Genomic DNA, 24291 nt, shown 5'->3' with positions numbered 1-24291 from the left:
GCGATGCTTGGCTGTCTGATTGTGTTTTTCCCTGCCCGCCGTTTTTGTCCAGCCCCAACGGAGAGCTGCCATGACCGATTCCCCCGACCGCGACGAACGCCACCTGGCGCGCATGCTGCGCAAAAAAGCCGTGATCGACGAGCGCATCGCCAATTCCCCCAATGAGTGCGGTTTGCTGCTGGTGCTGACCGGCAACGGCAAAGGCAAGAGCAGCTCGGCCTTCGGCATGCTGGCCCGGGCCATGGGCCACGGGATGCAGTGCGGTGTTGTGCAGTTCATCAAGGGCCGCCACAGCACCGGCGAAGAGCTGTTCTTCCGGCGCTTCCCCGAACAAGTGCGCTTTCATGTCATGGGCGAAGGCTTCACCTGGGAAACCCAGGACCGCCAACGCGATATCGCCGCCGCTGAAGCCGCCTGGGCTGTGTCCCGCGCGATGCTGCAAGACCCGACCATCGGCTTGGTGGTGCTGGACGAACTGAATATCGCCCTCAAGCACGGCTACCTCGATCTGGATCAAGTGCTCAGCGACCTGCAAGCCCGCCCACCGATGCAGCATGTGGTGGTCACCGGCCGTGGCGCCAAGCCCGAAATGATCGAGATGGGCGACACCGTCACCGAAATGGGCATGCTCAAGCACGCTTTCCAGGCCGGTATCAAGGCACAGAAAGGCGTCGAACTTTGAATCAGCCTCGTCATTGCCCGGCCGTCCTGATCGCCGCACCGGCGTCCGGCCAGGGCAAAACCACCGTCACCGCCGCGCTGGCCCGCTTGCATCGCAACCTGGGGCGCAAGGTGCGGGTGTTCAAATGCGGCCCGGACTTTCTGGACCCGATGATCCACGAGCGCGCCAGCGGTGCGCCGGTGTATCAACTGGACATGTGGATGGTGGGCGAGCAGGAAAGTCGCCGTCTATTGTGGGAGGCCGCCGGCGAGGCCGATCTGATTCTGATCGAAGGCGTAATGGGCCTGTTCGACGGCACGCCTTCCAGCGCCGACCTGGCGCGGCATTTCGGCGTGCCGGTGCTGGGCGTGATCGACGGCACCGCCATGGCCCAAACCTTCGGTGCCCTGGCCTTGGGCCTGGCGCGTTACCAGCCGGACCTGCCGTTCGCCGGGGTGCTGGCCAACCGTGTCGGTACGCTGCGTCATGCGCAACTGCTCGAAGGCAGCCTCACCGAGGGTCTGCGCTGGTATGGCGCGCTGTCCCGCGAAACCGGGATCGAGTTGCCCAGCCGCCACCTGGGCCTGGTGCAGGCCAGTGAGCTGAATGACCTCGACCTGCGCCTGGACGCCGCCGCCCAAGCCTTGGGCAGTAGTTGCGAAGTGGCGGTGCCGCCGCCGGTCACGTTCGCCGCGCCGACGATCATCGAAGCCGAACCGCTGCTGGCCGGTGTGCGCATCGCGGTGGCCCGCGACGAAGCCTTCGCGTTTACCTACGGCGCCAGCCTCGACCTCCTACGGGCTATGGGCGCCGAATTGCACTTCTTCTCACCGATCCACGACCGCGAACTGCCCGACGTCGACAGCCTCTACTTGCCCGGCGGCTATCCGGAGCTGCATCACCAGGCCCTGGCGCAAAACACTACGATGCTGGCCGCCATCCGCGCCCATCACGCGGCCGGCAAACCGATGCTCGCCGAGTGCGGCGGCATGCTCTACCTGCTGGACTCGCTCACCGATGTCGACGGCAACCGTGCCGAACTGGTGGGCCTGTTGCAGGGCGATGCGGTGATGCAGAAGAAACTCGCCGCCCTGGCCCTGCAAAGCGTCGAATTGCCCGAAGGCGTACTGCGTGGCCATACCTACCATCATTCCCTGACCAGTACCGAGTGGCAGCCGATTGCCCGTGGCCAAAGCCCGAATGGTGGGCGCGGTGCCGAGGCAGTTTTCCGACAGGGGCGGATGACCGCCTCTTACGTACACTTCTATTTCCCATCGAATCCGCCGGCGGTCGCCGCTTTGTTTGCCCCGAGCCGAGCTGAAACCCCCTCCACTGTGGGAGGGGGCTTGCCCCCGATAGGGCCATGACCGACAACGCTTTCCCCCAGGCCGACCGCGACGCCGTCTACCGCGCCATCGCCGAACGCCGCGATATGCGCCACTTCAGCGGCGGCAGCGTCGCTTGCGAGGTGTTGCAGCGCCTGCTCCAGGCTGCGCATCAGGCGCCGAGTGTCGGCCTGATGCAGCCGTGGCGCTTTATCCGCATCAGCGACCGCGTATTGCGTGGGCAGATTCAACAACTGGTGGAAGAGGAGCGAGTGCGCACCGCTGAGGCGCTGGGCGAGCGCTCTGACGAGTTTATGAAACTTAAGGTCGAAGGTATTAACGACTGCGCCGAAGTCCTGGTGGCGGCGCTGATGGACGATCGCGAGCGGCATATTTTCGGGCGCCGTACGTTGCCGGAGATGGACATGGCGTCGCTGTCCTGTGCGATCCAGAACCTGTGGCTGGCCGCCCGCGTCGAGGGGCTGGGCATGGGCTGGGTCTCGTTGTTCGAACCCCAGGCCCTGGCCGATTTGTTGGGGCTGCCTGCCGGTGCCAAGCCGCTGGCGGTGTTATGCCTGGGCCCGGTGGCCGAGTTTTACCCGGCACCGATGTTGCAACTCGAAGGCTGGGCCGAACCTCGGCCGCTGAGTGACATGCTGTATGAAAATGTGTGGGGAGTGAGTCGATGAGTGTGGCCTTGCTGTGTGTCGCCGCAGTGGCGCTGGATGCGCTGCTGGGCGAGCCCAAGCGTTGGCATCCGCTGGTGGCGTTCGGCAATTTCGCCGGGCGCATCGAGCAGCGTTTCAACAGCGGCGGGCGCGGCTGGCGCAGCCATGGCGTCACCGCCTGGTTTATCGCGGTGGTGCCGCTGACGCTGCTGGCCACCGCTTTATCGTGGGCGCCCTATATCGGTTGGGTGCTGGAGATTCTCGCGCTGTACTGCGCCCTCGGTATGCGCAGCCTCGGCGAGCATGTGTTGCCGGTGGCCCAGGCATTGCGCGGGGATGACCTTGATGAGGCGCGCAAACGCGTGAGTTATCTGGTGAGTCGCCAGACCAGCGACTTGGACCGCACCGAAGTCGCCCGCGCCGCCACCGAATCGGTCCTGGAAAACGGCAGCGACGCGGTGTTTGCCGCGCTGTTCTGGTTTGTGATCGCCGGTGTGCCCGGTGTGGTGCTGTACCGCCTCAGCAATACCCTGGACGCCATGTGGGGTTATCGCAACGAACGCTTCGAACGGTTCGGCTGGGCGGCGGCAAAAATCGACGATGTACTCAACTACATTCCCGCGCGTCTGGTGGCGTTGACCTACGCCGTACTCGGCAAAGCCGGCCTGGCCCTCAAATGCTGGCGCACCCAGGGCCCGACTTGGGACAGCCCCAACGCCGGCCCGGTCATGGCGTCCGGTGCCGGCGCCTTGGGCGTTGAGTTGGGCGGTGCAGCGATCTATCACGGTGAACTGCACCAACGTCCGCCACTGGGCGAAGGCCCGGCGGCGGATGCGGATGCCATCGAGCGGGGCTGGCAACTGGTGCAGCGCGGCGTATGGTTGTGGCTGCTGATCCTGTGCGCGGGGGCGCAATTCTATGCTTGAACATGGCGGGCGACTGCGTAAGGCATCCATTCAATATGGGATCGCCGAAGCCAATTGGCTGGACCTGTCCAGCGGCCTCGCGCCCTGGCCTTGGCCGATCCCCGAAATCCCGCTGCGGGCCTGGGCACGCCTGCCGGAAACCGACGACGGCCTGGAGCAGGCCGCCAGCGAGTATTACGGCGCGCCCCACTTGTTGCCGGTGCCCGGCTCCCAGGCCGCGATCCAGTTGCTGCCGCGCCTGCGCCGCGCCGGCAAGGTCGGCGTGGTGTCGCCGTGCTACGCCGAACATGCCGAAGCCTGGCGCCGCGCCGGTTACGTGGTGCGCGAGGTCCAGGAGCAGGAAGTGGACTTTTACCTCGACGGCCTCGACGTGCTGGTGGTGGTCAACCCCAACAACCCCACCGGTCTGAGCTTGAGCCCCCAACGCTTATTGGACTGGCACGCGCGCCTGGCCCAGCGGGGCGGCTGGCTGGTGGTGGACGAAGCCTTTATGGATGTCACGCCGCATTTGAGCCTGGCGGGTCAGGCCCATCTCGTCGGCTTGATCGTATTGCGTTCGTTCGGCAAGTTTTTCGGCCTGGCTGGAGTGCGCTTGGGCTTTGTCCTGGCCGACCGTAAGTTGCTCAAGCTGCTCGCCGATCAGGTCGGGCCATGGGCAGTCAGCGGGCCGACGCGGGTGTTGGGCCAAGTCTGCCTGCGCGATGCCGAAGGGCAGGCACGCCAGCGTGCGCGTTGCCTGGAGGCCGGTGCGCGTTTGTATGCGTTGCTTGAACAGCGGGGGTTCCAGCCGCAAGGCGGCTGCGCGCTGTTCCAATGGCTGATCACGCCGCATGCCGAACGCATGCATGAGTTCATGGCCCAGCGCGGCATCCTGCTGCGCTTGTTCGTCCACAACAGCAGCCTGCGCTTCGGCCTGCCGGACACCGAGGCCGATTGGCTGCGCCTCGACGAAGCCCTGGTCGCCTATAAGGACGCCACATGAGTACGCTGATGGTGCAAGGCACCACCTCCGACGCCGGCAAAAGTACTCTGGTAACCGCGCTGTGCCGTTGGCTGATTCGTCAGGGCGTTGCCGTTGCACCGTTCAAACCGCAGAACATGGCGCTCAACAGCGCCGTGACCGCCGAAGGCGGCGAGATCGGCCGCGCCCAGGCCGTGCAGGCCCAGGCCGCGCGGCTGGCGCCCCACACCGACATGAACCCGGTGCTGCTCAAACCCAACAGCGACACCGGCTCCCAGGTGATCATCCATGGCCGCGCCGTGACCAGCATGAACGCCGTGGCCTATCACGATTACAAAGCCATCGCCATGCAGGCCGTGCTGGCCTCCCATGCGCGACTGAGCGCGGCCTACCCAGTGGTCATGGTCGAAGGGGCGGGCTCCCCGGCGGAGATCAACCTGCGCGCCAACGACATCGCCAACATGGGCTTCGCCGAAGCGGTGGACTGCCCAGTGTTGCTGATCGCCGATATCAATCGCGGCGGTGTGTTCGCTCACTTGGTGGGCACTCTGGAATTGCTCTCGCCCAGCGAGCAGGCGCGGGTCAAGGGCTTCATCATCAACCGCTTTCGCGGCGATATTGCGCTGTTGCAGCCAGGCCTGGATTGGCTGGAGGCGCGCACAGGCAAGCCGGTGGTGGGGGTTCTGCCCTATGTGATGGATTTGCACCTGGAGGCCGAGGACGGCATCGACCGGCGCCAGATCGACAAAGCCGCCCAGGTCCTCAAGGTGGTGGTGCCGGTGCTGCCGCGCATCAGCAACCATACGGATTTCGACCCGTTGCGCCTGCACCCCCAGGTGGACTTGCAATTTATCGGCCCGGGCCAAGCGATCCCGGCCGCCGACCTGATTATCCTGCCGGGCTCTAAAAGCGTGCGCAGCGACCTCGCCTACCTGCGCGGCAATGGCTGGGACAGTGCCGTGGCGCGGCACTTGCGCTACGGCGGCAAGGTGCTGGGTATTTGCGGCGGCCTGCAGATGCTCGGTGAGCAGGTGCACGACCCCCTGGGTCTGGAAGGACCTTCCGGTTCCAGCGATGGCCTGGGGCTGCTGGCCTTCAGCACGACCCTGGAAGAAGAGAAGCAATTGCGCAATGTGCGCGGCCGTTTGCTGCTGGAAGACGTCGAGGTCAGCGGTTATGAAATCCATGCGGGGGTAACGTCCGGCCGGGCTCTGGCGAGCCCAGCCGTGCGCCTGGACGACGGCCGCCATGACGGCGCGCGCAGTGCCGACGGGCAGATCCTCGGCACCTACCTGCACGGCCTGTTCGAAACGCCGGCCGCATGTAGCGCGCTGCTGCGCTGGGCGGGGCTGGCGAATGTGCAGGAGGTGGATTATCACGCCCTGCGCGAGCGCGATATCGAGCGTTTGGCGGATCTGGTGGAGCAGCATTTGGATACCGATTTATTGCGCAGCCTGTGTGGAGTGGCCCCATGCACCAACTGATCCTCGGCGGCGCCCGCTCCGGCAAGAGTCGACTGGCGGAAACACTTGCGGTCGACACGGCGTTGCCGGTCATTTATGTCGCCACCAGCCAACCCCAGGACGGCGAGATGAACGCACGGGTGGCCTTGCATCGCCAGCGTCGTCCGGCGCACTGGGGTTTGATCGAAGAACCGATCGAGCTGGCGCGGGTGCTGCGTGAACACGCCGCCGCCGACCGCTGCCTGCTGGTGGATTGTCTGACCCTGTGGCTGACCAACCTGCTGATGCTCGAAGATCCGCAGCGCCTGGCGCTGGAGCGCGACCACTTGCTGGAGACCCTGGCCACGCTGCCGGGGGAGATTATTTTTGTCAGCAACGAGACCGGTCTGGGTGTCGTGCCGCTGGGCGAATTGACTCGCCGCTATGTGGATGAAGCCGGTTGGCTGCATCAAGCCTTGGCCGAGCGGTGTCAGCGCGTGGTGCTGACGGTCGCCGGACTGCCCCTGACATTGAAAGGTACTGCGTTATGACTGACACCTGGTGGCTCAACCCCTGTAAGCCTGTCGACACCGAGGCGTACGAAAACGCCTTGGCACGCCAGCAGCAATTGACCAAACCCGCTGGCTCCCTCGGCCAGCTGGAAGCGTTGGCGGTGCAACTGGCCGGCTTGCAGGGGCGAATCAAGCCTGCGGTGGATCAGCTGTGGATCGCGATCTTCGCCGGCGATCACGGCGTGGTGGCCGAAGGGGTGTCGGCGTTTCCCCAGGCGGTGACCGGGCAGATGCTGCACAACTTTGTCAGTGGCGGGGCCGCCATCAGCGTGCTGGCGCGGCAATTGGAGGCGTGTCTGGAAGTGGTCGACCTGGGCACGGTGACACCGTCCCTGGACCTGCCGGGTGTGCGTCACCTGAATATCGGCGCGGGTACGGCCAATTTCGTCGACAGCCCGGCGATGAGCGTCGCTCAGGGGCGGTTGGCGTTGCAGGCCGGACGTGACAGCGCACAGCGCGCATTGGAACATGGCACGCAGCTGTTTATCGGCGGCGAAATGGGCATCGGCAACACCACGGCGGCGAGCGCGCTGGCCTGTGCCTTGCTCGATTGCCGAGTCAGCGACCTCACCGGTCCGGGCACCGGCTTGAATGCCCAGGGTGTTAGTCACAAGGTGGCAGTGATTGAGCGTGCATTGGCACGGCATGCTGCCCAGCGCGGCGATGTGTTGCAGACGCTGTTCAACCTGGGCGGCTTTGAAATCGCCGCGTTGGTGGGCGCCTACCTCGCCTGCGCCCAGGCCGGCATCGTGGTGCTGGTGGACGGGTTTATCTGCAGCGTCGCCGCACTGGTGGCCACGCGTTTGAATGCGGCCTGTCGCCCGTGGCTGCTGTTTGGCCATCGCGGCGCCGAGCCGGGCCACCGTCATGTGCTGCAACACCTGGATGCGCAACCGTTGCTGGACATGGGCCTGCGCCTGGGCGAAGGCAGCGGCGCGGCGCTGGCGGTGCCGTTGCTGCGCTTGGCCTGTGCGCTGCACGGGCAGATGGCGACCTTCGCCGAAGCTGCCGTGGCGGATCGCCCGGCATGACCTTGCACCTGGACCTGCTGCGCCACGGTGAAACCGAGCTGGGCGGCGGCCTGCGCGGCAGCCTGGACGACGCGCTTACCGCCAACGGTTGGGCGCAGATGCGCGCCGCCGTGGCGCAACAAGGCCCGTGGGACCGGCTGATCAGTTCGCCCCTGCAACGCTGCGCGCGGTTTGCCGATGAACTGGGCGCCCAGCTCAACGTGCCGGTGAGTCTGGAAAAAGATTTGCAGGAATTGCACTTCGGCGCGTGGGAAGGGCAGAGCGCAGCGGCGCTGATGCAAACCGATGCCGAGGGGTTGGGGCGCTTCTGGGCCGATCCCTACCGGTTCACGCCGCCCGAGGGCGAGCCGGTTGAAGATTTTTCCCAGCGGGTTCTGGGTGCTGTCGCACGTTTGCATCAGGCGTATGCCGGTGAGCGTGTCCTGTTGATCAGTCATGGCGGGGTGATGCGTCTGTTGCTGGCCCGCGCGAGGGGGCTGCCTCGTGAGCACTTATTGAATGTCGAAGTCGGCCACGGTGGGTTGTTCAGCCTGCGTGTCGCCGCCGATGGCGCGTTGTGGGAAGGAAGCTGACGATGTTGCCGTTCTGGATCGCCTTGCAATTTCTGAGCAGCCTGCCGATTCGCCTGCCAGGCATGCCGCAGCCCCAGGAAATGGGACGCTCGTTGCTGTTTTACCCGGTGGTCGGTGGGGTGTTCGGTGTGCTGTTGTGGGGGCTGAGTATCGCATTGACGGGCGCGCCATTGCTGCTGCACGCGGCGCTGCTGCTGACTGCCTGGGTCTTGCTCAGCGGCGGCTTGCACCTGGACGGTCTGGCGGACAGCGCTGACGCCTGGCTGGGTGGCTTCGGTGATCGCGAGCGCACCCTCACTATCATGAAAGATCCGCGCAGCGGGCCGATTGCCGTGGTGACGTTGGGCCTGGTGTTGCTGCTCAAGTTCAGCGCGTTGGTCGCCTTGATCGAACAGCACAACACTGCGGCATTGATCCTCGCGCCGTTGATTGGCCGGGCGTCGATGCTCGCGTTGTTCCTGAGTACGCGTTATGTGCGTGCCGGCGGCTTGGGTCAGGCATTGTCGGAGCATTTACCAAGGGCTGTGGGGCAGCAGGTGCTTATCCTCAGCGGTCTGGCGTGCCTGCTGATCGGTGGGTTCAGCGGCGGGGTGGCAGTGCTGTTGGCGGCTATCGCCTTTGTAGGCCTGCGCCAATTGATGATCAATCGCCTCGGTGGCACTACCGGCGACACTGCCGGTGCGCTGCTGGAGCTGCTGGAAGTCGTGGTATTGGTCGGCTTGGCGCTGTAACACTTTCTTGCATTTGCTCAATCGCGGGTATATACACGTTCCATGCTTGCCTCCCAATGTTTATGCACCAACCTGCGACGTGCCGCCCGTGGCGTCAGCAGGCATTACGACGGCGCCCTCGACGGCTTCGGGATCAACGTTGCCCAGTATTCTTTGTTGAGCAACCTGCAACGCCTGGATCAACCGAGTATCTCCAGCCTAGCCGATGCGATGGGGCTGGATCGCAGTACCCTGGGCCGCAACCTGCGGGTGCTGGAAGGTGAAGGGCTGGTGCAACTGGTGGAAGGCGATGATTTGCGCAATCGCCTGGTGCAGCTCACCGCGGCCGGTGAAGCACGCCTGGCTGCCGCGTTGCCGGCCTGGGAAGCGGCACAGCAGAAACTGATCGATAAATTGGGCGCGCAAAAACGCGAAACCCTGTTGGCCTTGCTGGATGAACTCGCCTGAACGCGGGTTTGTTCGATAATAAGCGGGTATATACCCGCGAACGGAGAATAAGAAATGACCTCGATGTGGCGCACCAGTGGCTGGGTTCTTTTGGGGAGTGCGCTGATCCTGGCGTTATCGTTGGGCGTGCGGCACGGGTTCGGCCTGTTTCTCGCGCCGATGAGTACCGAATTCGGCTGGGGCCGTGAAACCTTCGCCTTTGCCATCGCCTTGCAGAACCTGATCTGGGGCCTGGCGCAGCCGTTCACCGGCGCGTTGGCGGACCGCTTCGGCGCCACCAAAGCGGTGTTTGTTGGCGGTGTTTTATACGCGGCGGGCCTGGTGCTGATGGGCATGTCCGATTCAGCGTGGTCGCTGTCGTTAAGTGCGGGCTTGCTGATCGGAATCGGCCTGTCGGGCACTTCGTTCTCGGTGATCCTGGGGGTGGTGGGCCGCGCCGTGGCTCCGGAAAAACGCAGCATGGCCATGGGCATCGCCAGCGCGGCCGGGTCGTTCGGCCAGTTCGCCATGGTTCCGGGCACCTTAGGCCTGATCGGTTGGCTGGGCTGGTCCGCCGCATTGTTGGCGCTGGGCTTGATGGTGGCGTTGATTCTGCCGCTGGTCAGCATGCTCAAGGATCGGCCGCTGCCGGTCATGGCCGGTCAGCAGACCCTGGGTGAAGCGCTCAAGGAAGCCTGCGCTCACTCCGGGTTCTGGTTGCTGGCCTTTGGGTTTTTTGTGTGCGGTTTCCAAGTGGTGTTTATCGGTGTGCACCTGCCGGCCTATCTGGTGGACCAGCATCTGCCGGCAACCGTCGGCACCACGGTGCTGGCGCTGATTGGTCTGTTCAATATTTTCGGCACCTATACCGCTGGTTGGCTCGGCGGGCGCATGTCCAAGCCGCGCCTGCTGACGGCTTTGTACCTGCTGCGGGCGGTGGTGATCGTGCTGTTTCTGTGGGCGCCGGTCACAGAGATGTCGGCCTACCTGTTCGGCATGGCCATGGGTTTCTTGTGGCTGTCCACCGTGCCGCTGACCAACGGCACCGTCGCGACGCTGTTTGGTGTACGCAACCTGTCCATGCTCGGTGGCATCGTGTTTCTGTTCCACCAACTCGGTTCATTCCTCGGTGGGTGGTTGGGCGGGTTGGTCTATGATCGAACCGGCAACTACGATTTGATCTGGCAGGTGGCAATTCTGTTGAGCCTGCTCGCCGCGGCCCTGAATTGGCCGGTGCGCGAGCGGCCGGTGGCGCGTTTGCAGGCGCAAATGGAGGTGGCATGAGTTCGACCTGGTATTGGCTCGGCGGCGCAGCAGTCGTGGCGCTGTTGCTGGCGCTGGCCTGGTGGGGCTGGCAGCGCGGCGGTCTGGCGTTGATGCAACTGGGCATGTCGATCTGTTAAGTTCGATCCCTGAATTCTTAAAAGGATATTTCCCCATGCAGATGCGCTGGCTTGCAGTACCCGTGCTGATGGCGGCCTTTGGCGGTGTGGCGATGGCCGCCGACTGCCCACCCTTGCTGGAGGGGCAATTGCCGAAGTTGCGCGCCAAGGAGACCATCGATCTGTGCCAGCGCTTTGCCGGCAAGCCGCTGGTGATCGTCAATACCGCGAGCTTCTGTGGTTTCGCCCCGCAGTTCAAAGGTCTTGAGGCACTGTACCAACGCTACAAGGACCAGGGCTTGGAAGTGATCGGCGTGCCTTCCGATGATTTCAAGCAGGAAGCCAAGACCGGCGAAGAGACGGCCAAGGTCTGCTACGTCAACTACGGCGTGACCTTCACCATGACCGAGCCGCAGAAGGTTAAAGGCCCGGACGCGGTGCATTTGTTCAAAGTGCTGGCGCAGCAGAGCAATGCGCCGAAATGGAATTTCTACAAATACGTGATCGACCGCGAGGGCAAAGTCATCGCCGATTTTTCCAGCCTGACCAAGCCGGACAGTCCGGATCTGATCGAGGCGGTGGAGCAGGCACTGGCCTCCAAACCCTGATCGACACCCATTGAAAAGCCCCGCCTCCTTTGCAGGAGAGCGGGGCTTTTTTACGCCTCGGTGAAATCAGAAGCGATAGGTCATGCCAAGCCCGAAACCATTGGCGCTGTTTTCGTACTTGGCGTTGTAGCTGGCCAATTGGTTGGAGCGCGCAATCTTGACGTCTTCTTCCTTCAGGTAGGAGTAGGCCACGTCGACCGTCATGTTTGGCATGACCTCGTAACCCAGGCCCAGGCTGAAGATGGTGCGGTCACCGGTAGGAATACGCGGCGAACGGTCAGTGTTGTTGGTAGGCGACTGGTCGAACGTCAGGCCGGTACGCAGTACCACCTGCTTGGTCAACTGATACGACGTGCCCAGGGCGTAGGCCCAGGTATCGTGCCAGTTCTGTTCTTCCTTGATGGTGCCGACCAGAGCGGGGGCCAGCGCGCCGCCCGTTGCGCCACCCACGACGCCTTCGTTCTTGACTGTGATGTCTTTCAGGCGGCTCCAGCGGGTCCATGTGGCACCGGCATAGAGTTTCCAGGCGTCGGTCAGGTCTTGAGTCACCGACAGGTCGTAGGACTCAGGGGTATCGATCTTCAGGGACGCGTCGTAGCGGTTGCTACGCAACAGGCCCGAAGTAGCAGTCGGTGCGCTCACCTCGGTGTGGCCGTCCAGCTTATAGCTGACTTTGGAGTGGTAGGTCAGGCCCACGCGAGTGGTATCGGTGGCTTGTACCAGTACGCCGACGTTGAAGCCCAGCGCGGTGTCATCACCTTTGATCTTGATGTTGGTGTCTGGCGCCGCTGGGTTGAACGACAGGTCCGATTCCAGGGTACCGGCGATGCGGTTGATGGTCGGGCCGAAACCGACCGAAACGCGATCATTGAAGGCGTAGCTGACAGTCGGTTGGAAAGTGATGACTTTCACTTCGCTGTTGCTGCCGAAGCTGCGGCCCTGGAAGCCTTTTTCGTAGTCGGTCACCAGGCCAAACGGTGCGTACACGCCAAAACCGACAGCCCACTGATCGTTGAGTTTGTTGGTGTAGAAACCGAAAGGCACGGCAGTGAAAGGCACCATATCGCCTTTGTTGCTGCCGCGGGAGCGGCCGCTGACGTCGCTGATATCGGTGGAGGCATCAATGGCTGCTACGCCGCCAGTGATTTGCTGGCCATTCAGGCGAGCCATACCGGCTGGGTTACCGTAAACAGTGCTTGCATCATCGGCAGTGGATGAACGACCTGCGAAACCCGTACCCATCCCACTGACACTCTGTTCGTTGAGTGCGAAACCACTTGCGAACAGTTGGGAGGAGGCCATGGCAACGGCGAGGCTAAGTGTGGTCTTGAGCATTACTTTTTTCATTATTAGAACTCCGTGGTGATCACCGCTGCGGAAAGTATCAATAAAATACACAACGCGCTACAGGCTGTAATACTGGAGATAGAGCGGTTTTGTAGGACAATCCGACCAAAATTCGCGTTTTTTGCCGAATCTTGCAAATTGCCCGGTCAACAGGCCATGTGTTTCTTGGGCGAAACACAGGTTTGCCAGGCTTGGGTGAAATCTCGCAGTCTCCCTTGAGGGTGAAAAATTTCTTTCCAGATACGCGCCATGCCTAAAACATCGCCGGGCGGTGGCAGGGCGGCGGCATGTTGTTCCACCAAAAGCCAAGCGATGGCGGTGGCGTAACGCAGGTTGACGGTGAGTTCAAGCTGAGGAGCGCTGAGAAACGCGTGCTGGCTGGCCAAGCCGCGCACCAGGCTGGCCCGGTCCGGGTCCAGCGCCAAATAGGTGTCCCACAACGCGCGATGGCACGGCTCGGTAATGCTGTACAGGCCGTGACCACGCCGATCATGCAGCGCCGAGCCCAATTCGGATTGGCTGGCGGCGATACCCAGCAGCAGGGATTCCGCGTTCGGGTCGTGACGGCCGAGGTACATCAAGGTCGGCCGGATCACATATCGACACAATTCGCTGGCAGCGATACCCATAAACGTCTCAATCCATAAAAGGGGTAGGCGAGGCCTGAGACAGTAAGGGCTTGGCAGCGGTGGATCGGATCTCAGGCTCGCCGGAAGCGGATCATGCCGCTTGAGTTGAAGTGTAGTGTCATATTTGTGATGTAAAGGCCTGTTTTTAAAACATCTTATTCNNGTGCCTGGCGGGTACGCTCGATCACGGCCTGCAGCGGTTCTGCGCTGGAGTATTGATCGGGGTACAGGCGTTCGCTATGACGGGCGATGCCATGCTCGTTGACCAGGGTGAAGCTGAAGCAGCCTTTGCGAGCGGCCATGATCAGGCAGTTCATTGGAGCAAAAGCGTTGGTAAGGGTGCGAATGGCATCCTGAGTATGGATTTGAGTGGACATATTATTGGTGTTCCTACAAATGACACGGTTAAGAACCGTGCAACGTTAAAACGTTCCAGTGACGTTGATCACCATTGATCAAACGAAGAACCCGACTGGAACAAAGCAGCCAGTTTGAAGCGCTGTTCAATAAGGCGCGCTTGGGCTGGCAGGTAGGTACTTAGGAGGGCAGGCAACACGACAAGGGCAAAGGTTCTGGGCCCGGGGTGAAGATCCTGATCAATTTGCAGGTTGGTTCGGTCAGAGTATTGAAACTTCGCGGCACCCTTTGCTTGTTCAAAGGCAGTGTCGACGCAAGTGATACCTGGAAACCATCGAGGTGGTCGATCCCGTGTTGTTCAGGGGATTTGTTCGACCAGAATTGACTTTCAGCTTGGTACTAACGCCGCGGATAGTAACGGATTGAAACAGGTAAGGGAAGTGTGTTCGCCAAAAAACCAGTCAGCCTGTGAGCAGGCCGCGATAGACCAGCACCGTCGCGGCAGCCGCCAATGAGCAGCCCAACGCGTAGGCGGCCAGGGTCAGACGCAAGGATTGACCGGTTTCTACCACTGTAATCAGGCCGCTCATGTCGTTGATGCGTCCTTCTCCCAGCTCAATGCACAAACTAACCGCAGTGAACGTGGCAGACAGCAGAATTGCGATGGCAAACAAGGCTCCGTCTGGAGAAGGTAACGCGGCATTGATTCCCAGGGAGATGGCGCAGATGGCCAGTAACAACACGGCGAACAACAGCATTCCCTTCATCGACCCACCCAGCCTTGCATTGCAGGTCCGGCAGTGTGGACAGCCTGGGAGGATCTGAAAAGTCCTTAATGGGATAGGGCGGTAACAATTCTGACGCGTGTCGCTTAAAAAATCGCGGCGATATAACCGGCGCATGGTACTTGTGCACATTAGTTGCAGCGTATGTAACCAAGCCGTCAACTTCTGGAAAAGCGCGCCATTTGCCTGCATTGGAAATTTAAGTCAATGAAAAATCTGGCTTTTTTTTATTGGTGAAAAAATCGTCAGTTTGACTGCGAGCCCCGTTCCATGGGGCTTTGCGCCAGTTGAGGGCGGGTTGTCCACTGAGTTATCCACAGCTTCTGTGGATTGTCCCAAGCGCTTGCTCTAGCACGGGCGTGCACGGTTTTTTCAGCTTTACCTGTGCGAAAAAAAGAGTAGAGTGGCGCGCCTTCCGTTCTGTCCCACAGTGCTTTATGAAGTTTCGCTCAGTATCACCTGCCGTTACCGATACCCTCCAAACTGTTACCGCACCCAAGCGTTTTTCCTTGAAAGTCGCGCTGTGGCTGCTCGACAGCCCACGCCTGGGGCATAGCGCCAATGTCAAACATTTCGCCGGGCGCTTGCTCAAGCAGCCTGCCCGGGAAGGTGTAGTCGCTGCTCAGAGCCGTCTGGGTCAGTTGATGTGCCGCGAGTGCGGCAGTGCCCGCGACCGTCGCATCGGCCATGATCTGCTGCGCCAGGCGGCCCGTGCCGGCGACGTGCGGGCCCAGCGCGAATTGCGCCAGGTCGAAGACTGAGCTGTCCTCTGACCCTGTGCTTGGTTAACCTTGCTCTTTTTCGGTGATGGCAGACATGGCGATGGCTTTTGACTGGACCAGTATTGCCCTGGGCCTTGCAGGCGCCGCAGTGCCGCTGTTGGCAGTGTGCTGGCAGCTTCAGCGGCGACTGAGCGCGCGTATGGCCGGCTGGGAAGTGCTCGAAGAACGCTTGGCCAACGCGCAGTTGGCCCAGGAAGGTCTCGCCGCGCAACTGGATGCCAGTCGCGATGAAATCAGCGACCTGAGCCAGGCCAACACCGCCAAGCAGGCCGATCTGGCGGCGCTGCGCCGCGAAGTCGAACTGTTGCAGATCGACCGCGACAATGCCCGCGATGCCGCCCACGCCTGGAACCTCGACCGCAGCGCCAAGGAGGCCGAATTGCGTCGTCTCGATGCGTTGGCGGCCGCGCTGAGCGCTGAACTGCGCGAGCAACAGGACAGCCATCAGCAACGCTTGGCCGATCTGCAAGGCTCGCGCGATGAGTTGCGTGCGCAGTTCGCCGAGTTGGCCGGCAAGATCTTCGATGAGCGTGAGCAGCGTTTCGCCGAGACCAGCCAGGAACGCCTGGGCCAGTTGCTCGATCCGCTGAAAGAGCGCATTCAGTCCTTCGAAAAACGTGTGGAAGAAAGCTATCAGAACGAAGCGCGCGAGCGTTTCTCTTTGGCCAAGGAGCTTGAACGCCTGCAGCAACTGAACCTACGTCTATCGGACGAAGCCACCAACCTGACCCGTGCGCTGAAGGGCCAGAAAACCCAGGGCAACTGGGGCGAACTGATTCTTGAGCGGGTGCTGGAGCACGCGGGCCTGGAGAAAGGCCGCGAGTACCAGACCCAGGTCAGCCTCAAAGGCCCGGACGGCGAGCGCTTCCAGCCGGATGTGCTGATCATGCTGCCCGGTGACAAGCAAGTGGTGGTGGATTCCAAGGTCAGCCTGACCGCGTACCAGCAGTTCGTCGCGGCCGAAGATCAGGTGATCGGCCAGGCGGCGTTGAAACAGCATGTACTGTCCCTGCGCAATCACGTCAAAGGCTTGGCCAGCAAAGACTACAAGCGCCTGGAAGGTCTGCACAGTCTGGATTTCGTGTTGTTGTTCGTGCCGATCGAAGCGGCTTTTTCCGCCGCGCTGCAGGCTGAGCCGAACCTGTTTCAGGAGGCCTTCGACCGGCATATCGTCATCGTCAGCCCCACCACGTTATTGGCCACGCTGCGGGTGATCGACAGCCTGTGGAAGCAGGAGCGCCAAAGCCAGAACGCCCGTGAGATCGCCGAACGCGCCGGCTGGCTGTACGACAAGTTCGTGCTGTTTATCCAAGACCTGGATGAAGTGGGCAACCGTCTACAGCAATTGGATAAAGCTTACAGCGCCGCGCGAAACAAGCTGACAGATGGACGCGGCAACCTGGTCAGCCGCACCGAGCAGCTCAGATTGCTCGGGGCGCGTGCCAGCAAAAGCCTGCCGGCGGATCTGTTGGAGCGGGCGATGACCGATGCGGACGGCGTGGCGCATCTGCCTGAATAATCGCCCCGCACACACTTGCCCTACAACGGCAGATGCCGACTCAACAGCGCCCGCAACGCCGCCGGCTTGACGGGTTTGGCCAAATAATCCAAGCCCGCCGCATGCACTTCGGCCACGCTCTCCGGGCGCCCGTCGGCGCTGATGACTACGCCGGGAATCGGTTCGGCCAACTGCGTGCGCAGCCAGCCCATCAATTCCGTGCCGGTTTCGCCATGGTCCAGGTGGTAATCCACCAGCGCCAGTTGTGGGCGTACCCCCTCGGCCAGCAGCGCCGCGCATTCAGCCTGATCCCTGGCCGTCCACACTTCGCAACCCCAACGGGTCAATAGGCTGCGCATGCCGATCAGGATGCTCTCTTCGTTATCCACGCACAGCACCTGCGCGCCGCTGAGGGGCAAGCCGTTTTCCTGTGCTGGCTTGGGTAGCGGGCTGGCCTGGTTGCGCGCCAGCGGCACACTCACGCTGAACACGCTGCCCTTGCCGGGCCATGAGCGCACGCTCAGGCGGTGACCCAGCACGCGGCACAGGCCGTCGGCAATCGCCAAGCCCAGGCCCAGCCCCTTTTCCGCGCGGGTCTGGTGGCTGTCCAGGCGTTTGAACTCTTCGAAGATCACCTTTTGCTTATCCGGCGGGATACCGGGGCCGCGGTCCCACACTTCCAGGCAGAGTTCGCCTTCGCGACGCCTTACGCCGAGCAGCACCGGGCCGTCGGCATAACGGAAGGCATTGGTGAGAAAATTCTGCAGGATGCGCCTCAGCAACTTGATGTCGCTGTCCACCCGTAAACGGCTGCCGCGCAGGCGGAACCGCAAACCTTGCTCCTGGGCCAACGCCTTGAATTCGGCGCCCAGGGTGTCGAACAGCTCGTTGAGAACGAACGGCTGGCGTTGCGGGTTGATCTTGCCGTTTTCCAGGCGCGAGATATCCAGCAGATCGCTGATCAGGTCTTCGGCCGAGCGCAGCGAACTGTCCAGATGCTGCACCAATTGCCGTGCCTCGTCGGAGAGTCCGTCGCTTTGGTGGGAGAGGGCGGCGGAGAACAGGCGCGCGGCGTTCAACGGCTGCATCAAGTCATGGCTGACCGCCGCCAGAAAGCGGGTTTTCGACTGGCTGGCGGTTTCGGCCACGCTCTTGGCGTCGGTGAGGGCCAGGTTAAGCTGCGACAGTTCATGGGTGCGTTCGGTAACCCGTTGTTCCAGGCCCTCGTTGGCCTCGGTCAGGGCCTGTTCGGCTTCACGGAACGCGGTGATATCAGTGAAGCTCATGACAAAGCCACCGCCAGGCATCGGGTTGCCGATCAGTTCGATCACGCGGCCATTGGGAAACAAGCGCTCGGACGTGTGCGCACGGCCCTGGCGCATCCAGTGCAGACGCCGCGCCACATGCACCTCGGCTTCGCCCGGCCCGCACAGGCCACGCTCGGCGTTGTACCGGATGATGTCGGCAATCGGCCTGCCTACGCTGATCAGCCCCTCCGGGTAATTGAACAACTCCAGATAACGCCGGTTCCAGGCCACCAGTTTGAGAGACTGGTCCACCACGCTGATGCCCTGGGTGATGTTCTCGATGGCGCCTTGCAGCAGGGCACGGTTGAACTGCAGCACTTCCGAGGCTTCGTCGGCGATGCGTACTACGTCCTCCAGTTGCATGTCCCGACCTTCAATCGCGGCTTTTACCACCGCGCGCGTCGAAGAAGCGCCGAGCACACCGGCCAGCAGGCGTTCGGTGTGGGCGATCCAGTCGTTGTCGGCATTCTGGTTGGGGTTGAAGCCTTTGCCTTGGCGATAGGCAAAACGGATAAAGCTTTGCTGCGCGCGCTCTTCACCCACGAAACGCGCGGCCAGGCTGAGCAGGTCGCTGATCTGCACCGACAGCATCGAACGGGCGCTGGCACGCTGGCTGATTTCCTGGCCGATAAAGCGCCCGGCCTGCCAGTGCTCGGACACCCGCGTGCGCGACAGCATCGACACCCACACGAACAGCGTGAAGTTGCCCGCCAGGGAGAACACCGTGCCCAGGGTCAGCGAAGTCACGGACAGCCCCAGCGGGTGGGAATGCATCCACGTCAGCCCTGGGAACAGGCTTAGCGACCATCCCAGACTTTTCGCGGTAACCGGTAGGACCAAGGTGTAGAACCACAGGAACGTGCCTGCGGCGAGACCGGCAAACACTCCGCGCCGGTTTGCTTGCTTCCAATACAGCGCGCCGAGCATCGCCGGCGCCAATTGGGTCACGGCGGCGAAGGCGATCTGGCCGATGGTCGCCAGGCTCGCCGTGGAGCCCAGCAGGCGGTAACTGACGTACGCCAGCAACAGGATGATGACGATGCTCACCCGACGCACCGACAGCATCCAGTGGCGGAACACCTCGAACGGCCGCTCGGCGCTGGAGCGGCGCAACAGCCAGGGCAGCAACATGTCGTTGGACACCATGGTGGATAACGCGATGCTCGCCACGATCACCATGCCGGTAGCCGCCGACGCGCCACCGATAAACGCCAGTACTGCCAGCGCCGGGTGGGCTTCGGCCATGGGCAGGCTGATCACGTAAGAGTCCGGCAGTACCGAGGCCGGCAGCAGCATCTTGCCGCCGAGGGCAATGGGGATCACAAACAGCGCGGCCAGCACCAGATAGGCCGGAAACACCCACTTGGCCAGGCGCAGGTCCTGAGGCTCGATATTTTCCACCACGGTCACATGAAACTGCCGGGGCAGGCAGATGATCGCCATCATGGCCACCCCGGTCTGCACCACCATGGATGGCCAGTTAACGGTCTCTTGCCAGTATTCCTCCAGGCGAGGGGTGAGCATCGCCTGGTCGAGCAGGTCGCCGAAGCCGTCGTACAGGCCGTAGGTCACGAACGCACCCACCGCGAGAAAAGCGAACAGCTTGACCAGGGACTCAAACGCAATGGCCAACACCATGCCGCGATGGTGTTCGGTGGCATCGAGGTTGCGCGTACCAAACACGATGGTGAACAACGCCAGTACCAGCGACACGATCAGCGCGGTGTCCTGAGCGCGCGTGCCGGTGGTGTCGGCCCCGGCGCCGATCAACAGGTTGACCCCCAGCACAATGCCTTTGAGCTGCAGGGCGATATACGGCAGCACGCCCACCAGGCAGATCAACGCCACCACCACCGCCAGGGATTGGGATTTGCCATACCGCGCCGCGATAAAGTCGGCGATGGAAGTGATGTTTTCCTGCTTGCTGATCAGCACCATTTTTTGCAGGACCCAAGGTGCCAATACCAGCAACAGCACCGGTCCCAGGTAGATCGGTATAAATGCCCACAACTGTTCGGCAGCCTGGCCGACAGCGCCGAAGAAGGTCCAACTGGTGCAGTAAACTGCCAGCGAAAGGCTGTACACCCAGGCACGCATGCGCGGCGGCAGTGGCGCATGGCGACGGTCGCCGTAGAAAGCGATGGCAAACATAATGGCCATATAGGCCAGGGCGACGGTGGCGATCAGCCCACTGGACAGCGTCATGGGAACTCCGAACAAAAGAACACCCAGGCATTCCAGGCCCGGTGGGACAGTCTCGCATGATGCTCGGGGTTAGTCAGTGTCGACCAAGGTCGTGTGGGATCTTATGTCGCACACGGCGTTCAGCGCGGCGGCAGGGTTTTCTGGCGCAGGATATAGACAGTCACCAGCACGGCGCTGGTCAGCATGAACCCGCGTGCCCAAGGTAGTGGCACCAGATAGCAGGAAATACCGATGCTCAGCCACATCAGGCCGATGGCGTAGACCTTGCCCTTGAGCGGGATGCCATTGCCATCCAGATAGTCACGAATCCACGGGCCCAGGCGCGGGTGTTCCACCAGCCACTGGTAGAACCGCGGGGAGCTTCGCGCGAAGCAGGCGGCGGCGAGCAAGAGGAAGGGGGTAGTGGGCAGGACCGGTAGGAAAATACCGATCACGCCCAGGGCCACGCTCAGCCAGCCGATGGCCAGCAGTGCGTAGCGCAGCAGCGGCGAACGCTTGCCCATGGGTGTCACGGGCGAGCGACTCAGTGGTGACGTGGCTTGAGGATCGCCGGTTTTTCATCAGGGGCGTTGCACAGCAGGTACAGGGCGGTCAGGGCTTCCGGGATCTGTACGATCATGTCGTCCATCAGGTTGGCGTCGGAAGCGATGTCGGAAAATTCCGCCTCTTCTTCGAACAGGCCCGAACCGACCATGATCGGCAGCAGCATCTCGCTGACCTCTTCCTCGGCGGTTTCGAACCAGGCCGCTTCACGCAGGAACACGCCTTCCATGAAACCGATGCACCAGCCGCGCAGGTCGGAGTCGTCCGGGTCATCGCCCAAGTCCAGCTCGCACGGCAGCTCGAATTCCTCGTCGGATGCCAGTTGGCGACCGATATGGGCCTTCAGGGCCACCAGGGTGGACTCGATTTCTTCGCGCTGGGCGGCGTCGGCGTAGTGGGGTTCTTCGGCGAACAGCGCGTCGATCCATTCGCGGTCGGGCACGACCTCGGAGCAGATGGACAGGGCGGTCAGGTAGCCGTGGGCGGCCACATAGTCCAGCGCCTCCTCATGCAGCTCATCGGCGTCGAGGAAGGCTTGCAGGCGGGTTAGTTGCTCAGCGAAGGACATGAAGGACTACCTTGGGGATAAACGATGCTGAATTCTAGGCGTTCTTGCGCCCACAGGCCAGCCGCCATGCACATTTGCCCGGTTTTAAAGACGGGCTGCAATTCGTCAGTGGCGCCCTTTGCCGGATGACGCTCGGGTATACTGCCGCGTTTTGTGATGCCCCTACCGGCCAGGAGCCCGCCCGAGAAAACTTCGCTTACGGATTATTTTCCGAGGCCGCGTTTTTTTTCGGCCAGCCTATACGGAGGGTTTCGGCACTTTTTTGGAGTTCTACATGCTCGAGCAGGCTCAACGCGTCCTCAAGGACATCTTCGGCTACGACAGTTTTCGTGGCCGTCAGGGTGCGATCATTGAGCGCGTGGCCAGTGGCGGCGATGCCCTGGTGCTGATGCCTACCGGCGGCGGCAAGTCGTTGTGCTTCCAGGTGCCGGCGCTGTTGCGCAACGGGTTGGCGGTGGTGGTATCGCCGTTGATCGCTTTGATGGACGACCAAGTGGCAACCCTTGAGGAACTCGGCGTGGCCGCTGCTTCCCTGAACTCTACCCTCAGCGCCGAGCAACAACGCGACCTGGCCGCGCGGATCAAACGCGGTGAAGTCAAAATGCTCTACCTCGCCCCGGAGCGGCTGGTGCAGCCGCGCATGCTGGCGTTCCTGCAGGGGCTGGAAATTGCCCTGTTCGCGATTGATGAGGCGCACTGCGTCTCGCAATGGGGCCACGATTTCCGGCGCGAATACCTGCAACTGGGCCAACTGGCGGAACTGTTCCCCGACGTGCCGCGCATTGCGCTGACCGCCACGGCCGACAAACGTACCCGCGAAGAAATCGTCGAACGCCTGCATTTGCAGAACGCCGAGCGCTTCCTGTCGAGCTTCGACCGGCCGAACATTTTCTACCGCATCGTGCCCAAGGAGCAGCCGCGCAAGCAGCTGTTGGCGTTCCTGTCCGAGCGGCGCAGCGATGCGGGTATTGTCTATTGCCTGTCGCGCAAGAAAGTCGACGAAGTGGCCGCGTTTCTGTGTGAACAGGGTTACCCAGCCTTGCCTTACCACGCCGGCCTGCCGAACGACCTGCGCGCCTATCATCAGAAGCGTTTCCTCAACGAGGAAGGCTTGATCATGGTGGCGACCATTGCGTTTGGTATGGGCATCGACAAATCCAACGTGCGCTTTGTCGCCCACATGGACCTGCCCAAGTCGTTGGAAGCTTATTACCAGGAAACCGGACGTGCCGGCCGTGATGGTCTGCCGGCGGATGCGTGGATGGTCTACGGCCTGCAAGACGTGGTGATGCTCAAGCAAATGCTGCAGAACTCCGAAGGCGATGAGCGCCACAAGCGCCTGGAACAGCACAAGCTCGATGCCATGCTCTCGCTGTGCGAAGAGACCCGTTGCCGCCGTCAGACGCTGCTGGCTTATTTCGACGAAGACATGCCCGAGCCCTGCGGGCATTGCGACAACTGCGTGGACGGCGTGCAGACCTGGGACGCCACCGAACCGGCGCGCCAGGGGTTGTCGGCGATCTACCGAACCGGTCAGCGTTACGGCGTGGGCCATCTGGTGGATGTGTTGCTGGGCAAGGACAACGAAAAAGTTCGCAGCTTTGGCCACGAAAAACTCTCGGTTTACGGCGTCGGCAAGGCCCGCGCCGAAGGCGAGTGGCGCTCGTTGTTCCGGCAAATGGTGGCCCGCGGCCTGGTGGACATCGACCTTGAAGGGTACGGCGGGCTGCGCCTTAACGACAGTTGCCGGCCACTGCTCAAGGGTGAAGTGAGCCTGGAACTGCGCCGCGATCTCAAGCCGCAGACCACCGCCAAAAGCAGCACCAGCCAGGCCAGCCAACTGGTGCGCGGGGAAGAGCGCGAGCAGTGGGAAGCCTTGCGCGCCCTGCGGCGCAAACTCGCACAGGAACACAGTGTGCCGCCGTACGTTATCTTTCCGGACTCCACCTTGCTGGAAATGTTGCGCGAGCAACCCGCCTCCCTGGCGGAAATGGCCCGCGTCAGCGGCGTGGGCGCGCGCAAGCTGGAGCGCTATGGCCAGGCCTTTCTCGAAGTGCTCGGTGGTCAGGCCGAGGCGCCCAAGGAAGTGGCCGACATTCGCCACGAATTGATCAGCCTGGCCCGCGCCGGAATGACCCCGATCCAGATCGCCGGCCAACTGCAATGCTCGGAAAAAAACGTCTACACCTTGCTCGCCGAATCCATCGGCAAGCAACAGTTGTCGTTGGAGCAAGCACTGGATTTACCGGAAGATTTGCTGGGTGAGATCCAGGACGCTTTCCTTGACGGCGAAGGCGAATTGCCAGCTGTCGCGGAGATCGCACCGTTGTTTACCGGGCGTGTGCCGGAGGGGGTTCTGTACTGCGTGCGAGCCGCTTTGCAGTCAGAATTCGAAATTTAATGTGTCAATTACGACAATGTCACAGATCAGTACTGAGCGGCGCTTGCCTAAGGGCAAGGCTCATGCTTAGCTGACTAATAATTAGCCACATTTTATTTTCAGTCTAAAACATGAGTTTTTTATGCCGTTAACCGATCAACACCGTTTTGGCATGCAGCTGGCGCAAATGTCCCGAGGTTGGCGCGCCGAGCTGGACCGCCGTTTGGCGGGGCTGGGCCTGTCCCAGGCGCGTTGGCTGGTGCTGTTGCACCTGGCCCGTTTCGAAGAAGCTCCTACTCAGCGTGAGCTGGCCCAGAGCGTCGGGGTAGAGGGGCCGACCCTTGCAAGGCTGCTCGACAGCCTTGAAGGCCAGGGCCTGGTGCAACGCCAGGCGGTGCTCGAAGACCGTCGCGCAAAGCGCATCCTGCTGTGCGACAGCGCCCGTCCTCTGATCGATCAAATTGAAACCATTGCCACCGAGTTGCGTCACGAGCTGTTTGCCGGCGTAAACGAGGCGGACCTGCGTGTGTGCATGCGGGTGCATGCGCATATTCTGGCGAATCTGGAAAAGTCCTGAGCTGCGCA

General features: G+C 62.1%; 25 protein-coding genes. 18 read left to right on the top strand and 7 right to left on the bottom strand.

The window, feature by feature from the left end; genetic code table 11:
- The first annotated feature begins 70 nt into the window (after positions 1-70).
- From cobO to YA0848_RS15820, 14 genes are read left to right on the top strand one after another with little or no spacing between them, the layout of a single operon-like run.
- Positions 71-682 (top strand): cob(I)yrinic acid a,c-diamide adenosyltransferase, encoded by a 612-nt coding sequence (gene cobO, locus YA0848_RS15880; RefSeq protein ID WP_034099587.1) that lies wholly within the window; start codon positions 71-73, stop codon positions 680-682.
- On the top strand, positions 679-2028 hold the full coding sequence (locus YA0848_RS15875) for a cobyrinate a,c-diamide synthase (protein WP_047881305.1): 1350 nt from the start codon (positions 679-681) through the stop codon (positions 2026-2028). The genes cobO and YA0848_RS15875 overlap by 4 nt, the downstream gene beginning before the upstream one ends.
- Complete coding sequence (gene bluB, locus YA0848_RS15870; protein ID WP_034099583.1) at positions 2025-2675, top strand: 5,6-dimethylbenzimidazole synthase; 651 nt, start codon at positions 2025-2027, stop codon at positions 2673-2675. Before YA0848_RS15875 ends, bluB begins: the two co-directional genes overlap by 4 nt.
- Positions 2672-3580, top strand: coding sequence for an adenosylcobinamide-phosphate synthase CbiB (gene cbiB / locus YA0848_RS15865; protein ID WP_169902464.1), 909 nt, complete (start codon positions 2672-2674; stop codon positions 3578-3580). Before bluB ends, cbiB begins: the two co-directional genes overlap by 4 nt.
- Positions 3573-4562, top strand: a complete 990-nt coding sequence (gene cobD / locus YA0848_RS15860; RefSeq protein WP_099311980.1) for a threonine-phosphate decarboxylase CobD — start codon at positions 3573-3575, stop codon at positions 4560-4562. Before cbiB ends, cobD begins: the two co-directional genes overlap by 8 nt.
- On the top strand, positions 4559-6025 hold the full coding sequence (locus YA0848_RS15855; RefSeq protein ID WP_047881308.1) for a cobyric acid synthase: 1467 nt from the start codon (positions 4559-4561) through the stop codon (positions 6023-6025). Before cobD ends, YA0848_RS15855 begins: the two co-directional genes overlap by 4 nt.
- Entirely contained in the window at positions 6013-6534 is a 522-nt protein-coding gene (cobU, locus tag YA0848_RS15850) for a bifunctional adenosylcobinamide kinase/adenosylcobinamide-phosphate guanylyltransferase (RefSeq protein WP_047881309.1), read from the top strand. The genes YA0848_RS15855 and cobU overlap by 13 nt, the downstream gene beginning before the upstream one ends.
- Entirely contained in the window at positions 6531-7586 is a 1056-nt protein-coding gene (gene cobT, locus YA0848_RS15845; protein WP_047881310.1) for a nicotinate-nucleotide--dimethylbenzimidazole phosphoribosyltransferase, read from the top strand. The genes cobU and cobT overlap by 4 nt, the downstream gene beginning before the upstream one ends.
- On the top strand, positions 7583-8158 hold the full coding sequence (gene cobC / locus YA0848_RS15840) for an alpha-ribazole phosphatase family protein (RefSeq protein ID WP_034099572.1): 576 nt from the start codon (positions 7583-7585) through the stop codon (positions 8156-8158). The genes cobT and cobC overlap by 4 nt, the downstream gene beginning before the upstream one ends.
- 2 nt (positions 8159-8160) lie before the next feature.
- On the top strand, positions 8161-8889 hold the full coding sequence (locus tag YA0848_RS15835; protein WP_169902463.1) for an adenosylcobinamide-GDP ribazoletransferase: 729 nt from the start codon (positions 8161-8163) through the stop codon (positions 8887-8889).
- A gap of 42 nt (positions 8890-8931) precedes the next feature.
- Positions 8932-9336: a MarR family winged helix-turn-helix transcriptional regulator gene (locus YA0848_RS15830; RefSeq protein ID WP_034099569.1), complete on the top strand. Its 405-nt coding sequence runs from the start codon at positions 8932-8934 to the stop codon at positions 9334-9336.
- Positions 9337-9390: 54 nt separating this feature from the next.
- Positions 9391-10599: an MFS transporter gene (locus YA0848_RS15825; RefSeq protein WP_416146524.1), complete on the top strand. Its 1209-nt coding sequence runs from the start codon at positions 9391-9393 to the stop codon at positions 10597-10599.
- Positions 10596-10718, top strand: coding sequence for a hypothetical protein (locus YA0848_RS36415; RefSeq protein ID WP_256593230.1), 123 nt, complete (start codon positions 10596-10598; stop codon positions 10716-10718). Before YA0848_RS15825 ends, YA0848_RS36415 begins: the two co-directional genes overlap by 4 nt.
- Positions 10719-10753: 35 nt before the next feature.
- The gene (locus YA0848_RS15820; protein WP_169902461.1) at positions 10754-11305 is read left to right on the top strand and encodes a glutathione peroxidase; all 552 of its coding nucleotides are present in this window, start codon (positions 10754-10756) and stop codon (positions 11303-11305) included.
- A 66-nt stretch (positions 11306-11371) separates the two neighbouring features.
- Here the strand turns inward: YA0848_RS15820 and YA0848_RS15815 are convergent, their stop codons facing one another.
- From YA0848_RS15815 to YA0848_RS15800, 4 genes are all read right to left on the bottom strand, one after another.
- A complete protein-coding gene (locus YA0848_RS15815) occupies positions 11372-12652 on the bottom strand; it encodes an OmpP1/FadL family transporter (RefSeq protein WP_034099563.1) in 1281 nt (426 codons plus the stop codon).
- A gap of 146 nt (positions 12653-12798) precedes the next feature.
- Positions 12799-13281 (bottom strand): hypothetical protein, encoded by a 483-nt coding sequence (locus tag YA0848_RS15810; RefSeq protein ID WP_040269040.1) that lies wholly within the window; start codon positions 13279-13281, stop codon positions 12799-12801.
- A 155-nt stretch (positions 13282-13436) separates the two neighbouring features.
- On the bottom strand, positions 13437-13658 hold the full coding sequence (locus YA0848_RS15805; protein WP_198731375.1) for a hypothetical protein: 222 nt from the start codon (positions 13656-13658) through the stop codon (positions 13437-13439).
- A 441-nt stretch (positions 13659-14099) separates the two neighbouring features.
- On the bottom strand, positions 14100-14405 hold the full coding sequence (locus tag YA0848_RS15800; RefSeq protein ID WP_034114754.1) for a hypothetical protein: 306 nt from the start codon (positions 14403-14405) through the stop codon (positions 14100-14102).
- A 455-nt stretch (positions 14406-14860) separates the two neighbouring features.
- Here YA0848_RS15800 and YA0848_RS15795 point away from each other — a divergent pair, with 455 nt between their 5' ends.
- Together YA0848_RS15795 and rmuC are read left to right on the top strand one after the other, a co-directional pair.
- Positions 14861-15184 (top strand): hypothetical protein, encoded by a 324-nt coding sequence (locus YA0848_RS15795; protein ID WP_034138870.1) that lies wholly within the window; start codon positions 14861-14863, stop codon positions 15182-15184.
- Positions 15185-15359: 175 nt separating this feature from the next.
- The gene (gene rmuC, locus YA0848_RS15790) at positions 15360-16724 is read left to right on the top strand and encodes a DNA recombination protein RmuC (protein ID WP_169868058.1); all 1365 of its coding nucleotides are present in this window, start codon (positions 15360-15362) and stop codon (positions 16722-16724) included.
- A gap of 20 nt (positions 16725-16744) precedes the next feature.
- Here rmuC and YA0848_RS15785 read toward each other — a convergent pair whose 3' ends face one another.
- The 3 genes from YA0848_RS15785 to YA0848_RS15775 form a co-directional block, all read right to left on the bottom strand.
- A complete protein-coding gene (locus YA0848_RS15785; RefSeq protein ID WP_047881313.1) occupies positions 16745-20215 on the bottom strand; it encodes a hybrid sensor histidine kinase/response regulator in 3471 nt (1156 codons plus the stop codon).
- A gap of 119 nt (positions 20216-20334) precedes the next feature.
- A complete protein-coding gene (locus YA0848_RS15780) occupies positions 20335-20718 on the bottom strand; it encodes a YbaN family protein (protein WP_034099551.1) in 384 nt (127 codons plus the stop codon).
- A gap of 20 nt (positions 20719-20738) precedes the next feature.
- Positions 20739-21326: a UPF0149 family protein gene (locus YA0848_RS15775; RefSeq protein ID WP_034099550.1), complete on the bottom strand. Its 588-nt coding sequence runs from the start codon at positions 21324-21326 to the stop codon at positions 20739-20741.
- Between the two features lie 274 nt (positions 21327-21600).
- Between YA0848_RS15775 and recQ the strand changes: the two genes are divergently transcribed.
- A complete protein-coding gene (gene recQ / locus YA0848_RS15770; protein WP_099311988.1) occupies positions 21601-23727 on the top strand; it encodes a DNA helicase RecQ in 2127 nt (708 codons plus the stop codon).
- Positions 23728-23848: 121 nt separating this feature from the next.
- Positions 23849-24283: a MarR family transcriptional regulator gene (locus YA0848_RS15765; protein WP_034099546.1), complete on the top strand. Its 435-nt coding sequence runs from the start codon at positions 23849-23851 to the stop codon at positions 24281-24283.
- The last annotated feature ends 8 nt before the right edge of the window (positions 24284-24291 follow it).

Origin of the sequence: Pseudomonas sp. S4_EA_1b (assembly GCF_016307435.1) — a bacterium.
Lineage (GTDB): Bacteria > Pseudomonadota > Gammaproteobacteria > Pseudomonadales > Pseudomonadaceae > Aquipseudomonas > Aquipseudomonas rhodesiae.
The sequence above is the reverse complement of the archived record's forward strand: the minus strand, read 5'-3'. Positions and strand labels throughout refer to the sequence as shown.

Excerpts from the sequence above, each read along its gene's own strand:
- cobO (WP_034099587.1), top strand. The coding sequence starts at position 71 with ATGACCGATTCCCCCGACCGCGACGAACGCCACCTGGCGCGCATGCTG.
- bluB (WP_034099583.1), top strand. The coding sequence starts at position 2,025 with ATGACCGACAACGCTTTCCCCCAGGCCGACCGCGACGCCGTCTACCGC.
- cbiB (WP_169902464.1), top strand. The coding sequence starts at position 2,672 with ATGAGTGTGGCCTTGCTGTGTGTCGCCGCAGTGGCGCTGGATGCGCTG.
- cobD (WP_099311980.1), top strand. The coding sequence starts at position 3,573 with ATGCTTGAACATGGCGGGCGACTGCGTAAGGCATCCATTCAATATGGG.
- YA0848_RS15855 (WP_047881308.1), top strand. The coding sequence starts at position 4,559 with ATGAGTACGCTGATGGTGCAAGGCACCACCTCCGACGCCGGCAAAAGT.
- cobU (WP_047881309.1), top strand. The coding sequence starts at position 6,013 with ATGCACCAACTGATCCTCGGCGGCGCCCGCTCCGGCAAGAGTCGACTG.
- cobT (WP_047881310.1), top strand. The coding sequence starts at position 6,531 with ATGACTGACACCTGGTGGCTCAACCCCTGTAAGCCTGTCGACACCGAG.
- cobC (WP_034099572.1), top strand. The coding sequence starts at position 7,583 with ATGACCTTGCACCTGGACCTGCTGCGCCACGGTGAAACCGAGCTGGGC.
- YA0848_RS15835 (WP_169902463.1), top strand. The coding sequence starts at position 8,161 with ATGTTGCCGTTCTGGATCGCCTTGCAATTTCTGAGCAGCCTGCCGATT.
- YA0848_RS15830 (WP_034099569.1), top strand. The coding sequence starts at position 8,932 with ATGCTTGCCTCCCAATGTTTATGCACCAACCTGCGACGTGCCGCCCGT.
- YA0848_RS15825 (WP_416146524.1), top strand. The coding sequence starts at position 9,391 with ATGACCTCGATGTGGCGCACCAGTGGCTGGGTTCTTTTGGGGAGTGCG.
- YA0848_RS36415 (WP_256593230.1), top strand. The coding sequence starts at position 10,596 with ATGAGTTCGACCTGGTATTGGCTCGGCGGCGCAGCAGTCGTGGCGCTG.
- YA0848_RS15820 (WP_169902461.1), top strand. The coding sequence starts at position 10,754 with ATGCAGATGCGCTGGCTTGCAGTACCCGTGCTGATGGCGGCCTTTGGC.
- YA0848_RS15815 (WP_034099563.1), bottom strand. The coding sequence starts at position 12,652 with ATGAAAAAAGTAATGCTCAAGACCACACTTAGCCTCGCCGTTGCCATG.
- YA0848_RS15810 (WP_040269040.1), bottom strand. The coding sequence starts at position 13,281 with ATGGGTATCGCTGCCAGCGAATTGTGTCGATATGTGATCCGGCCGACC.
- YA0848_RS15800 (WP_034114754.1), bottom strand. The coding sequence starts at position 14,405 with ATGAAGGGAATGCTGTTGTTCGCCGTGTTGTTACTGGCCATCTGCGCC.
- YA0848_RS15795 (WP_034138870.1), top strand. The coding sequence starts at position 14,861 with ATGAAGTTTCGCTCAGTATCACCTGCCGTTACCGATACCCTCCAAACT.
- YA0848_RS15785 (WP_047881313.1), bottom strand. The coding sequence starts at position 20,215 with ATGACGCTGTCCAGTGGGCTGATCGCCACCGTCGCCCTGGCCTATATG.
- YA0848_RS15780 (WP_034099551.1), bottom strand. The coding sequence starts at position 20,718 with ATGGGCAAGCGTTCGCCGCTGCTGCGCTACGCACTGCTGGCCATCGGC.
- YA0848_RS15775 (WP_034099550.1), bottom strand. The coding sequence starts at position 21,326 with ATGTCCTTCGCTGAGCAACTAACCCGCCTGCAAGCCTTCCTCGACGCC.
- recQ (WP_099311988.1), top strand. The coding sequence starts at position 21,601 with ATGCTCGAGCAGGCTCAACGCGTCCTCAAGGACATCTTCGGCTACGAC.
- YA0848_RS15765 (WP_034099546.1), top strand. The coding sequence starts at position 23,849 with ATGCCGTTAACCGATCAACACCGTTTTGGCATGCAGCTGGCGCAAATG.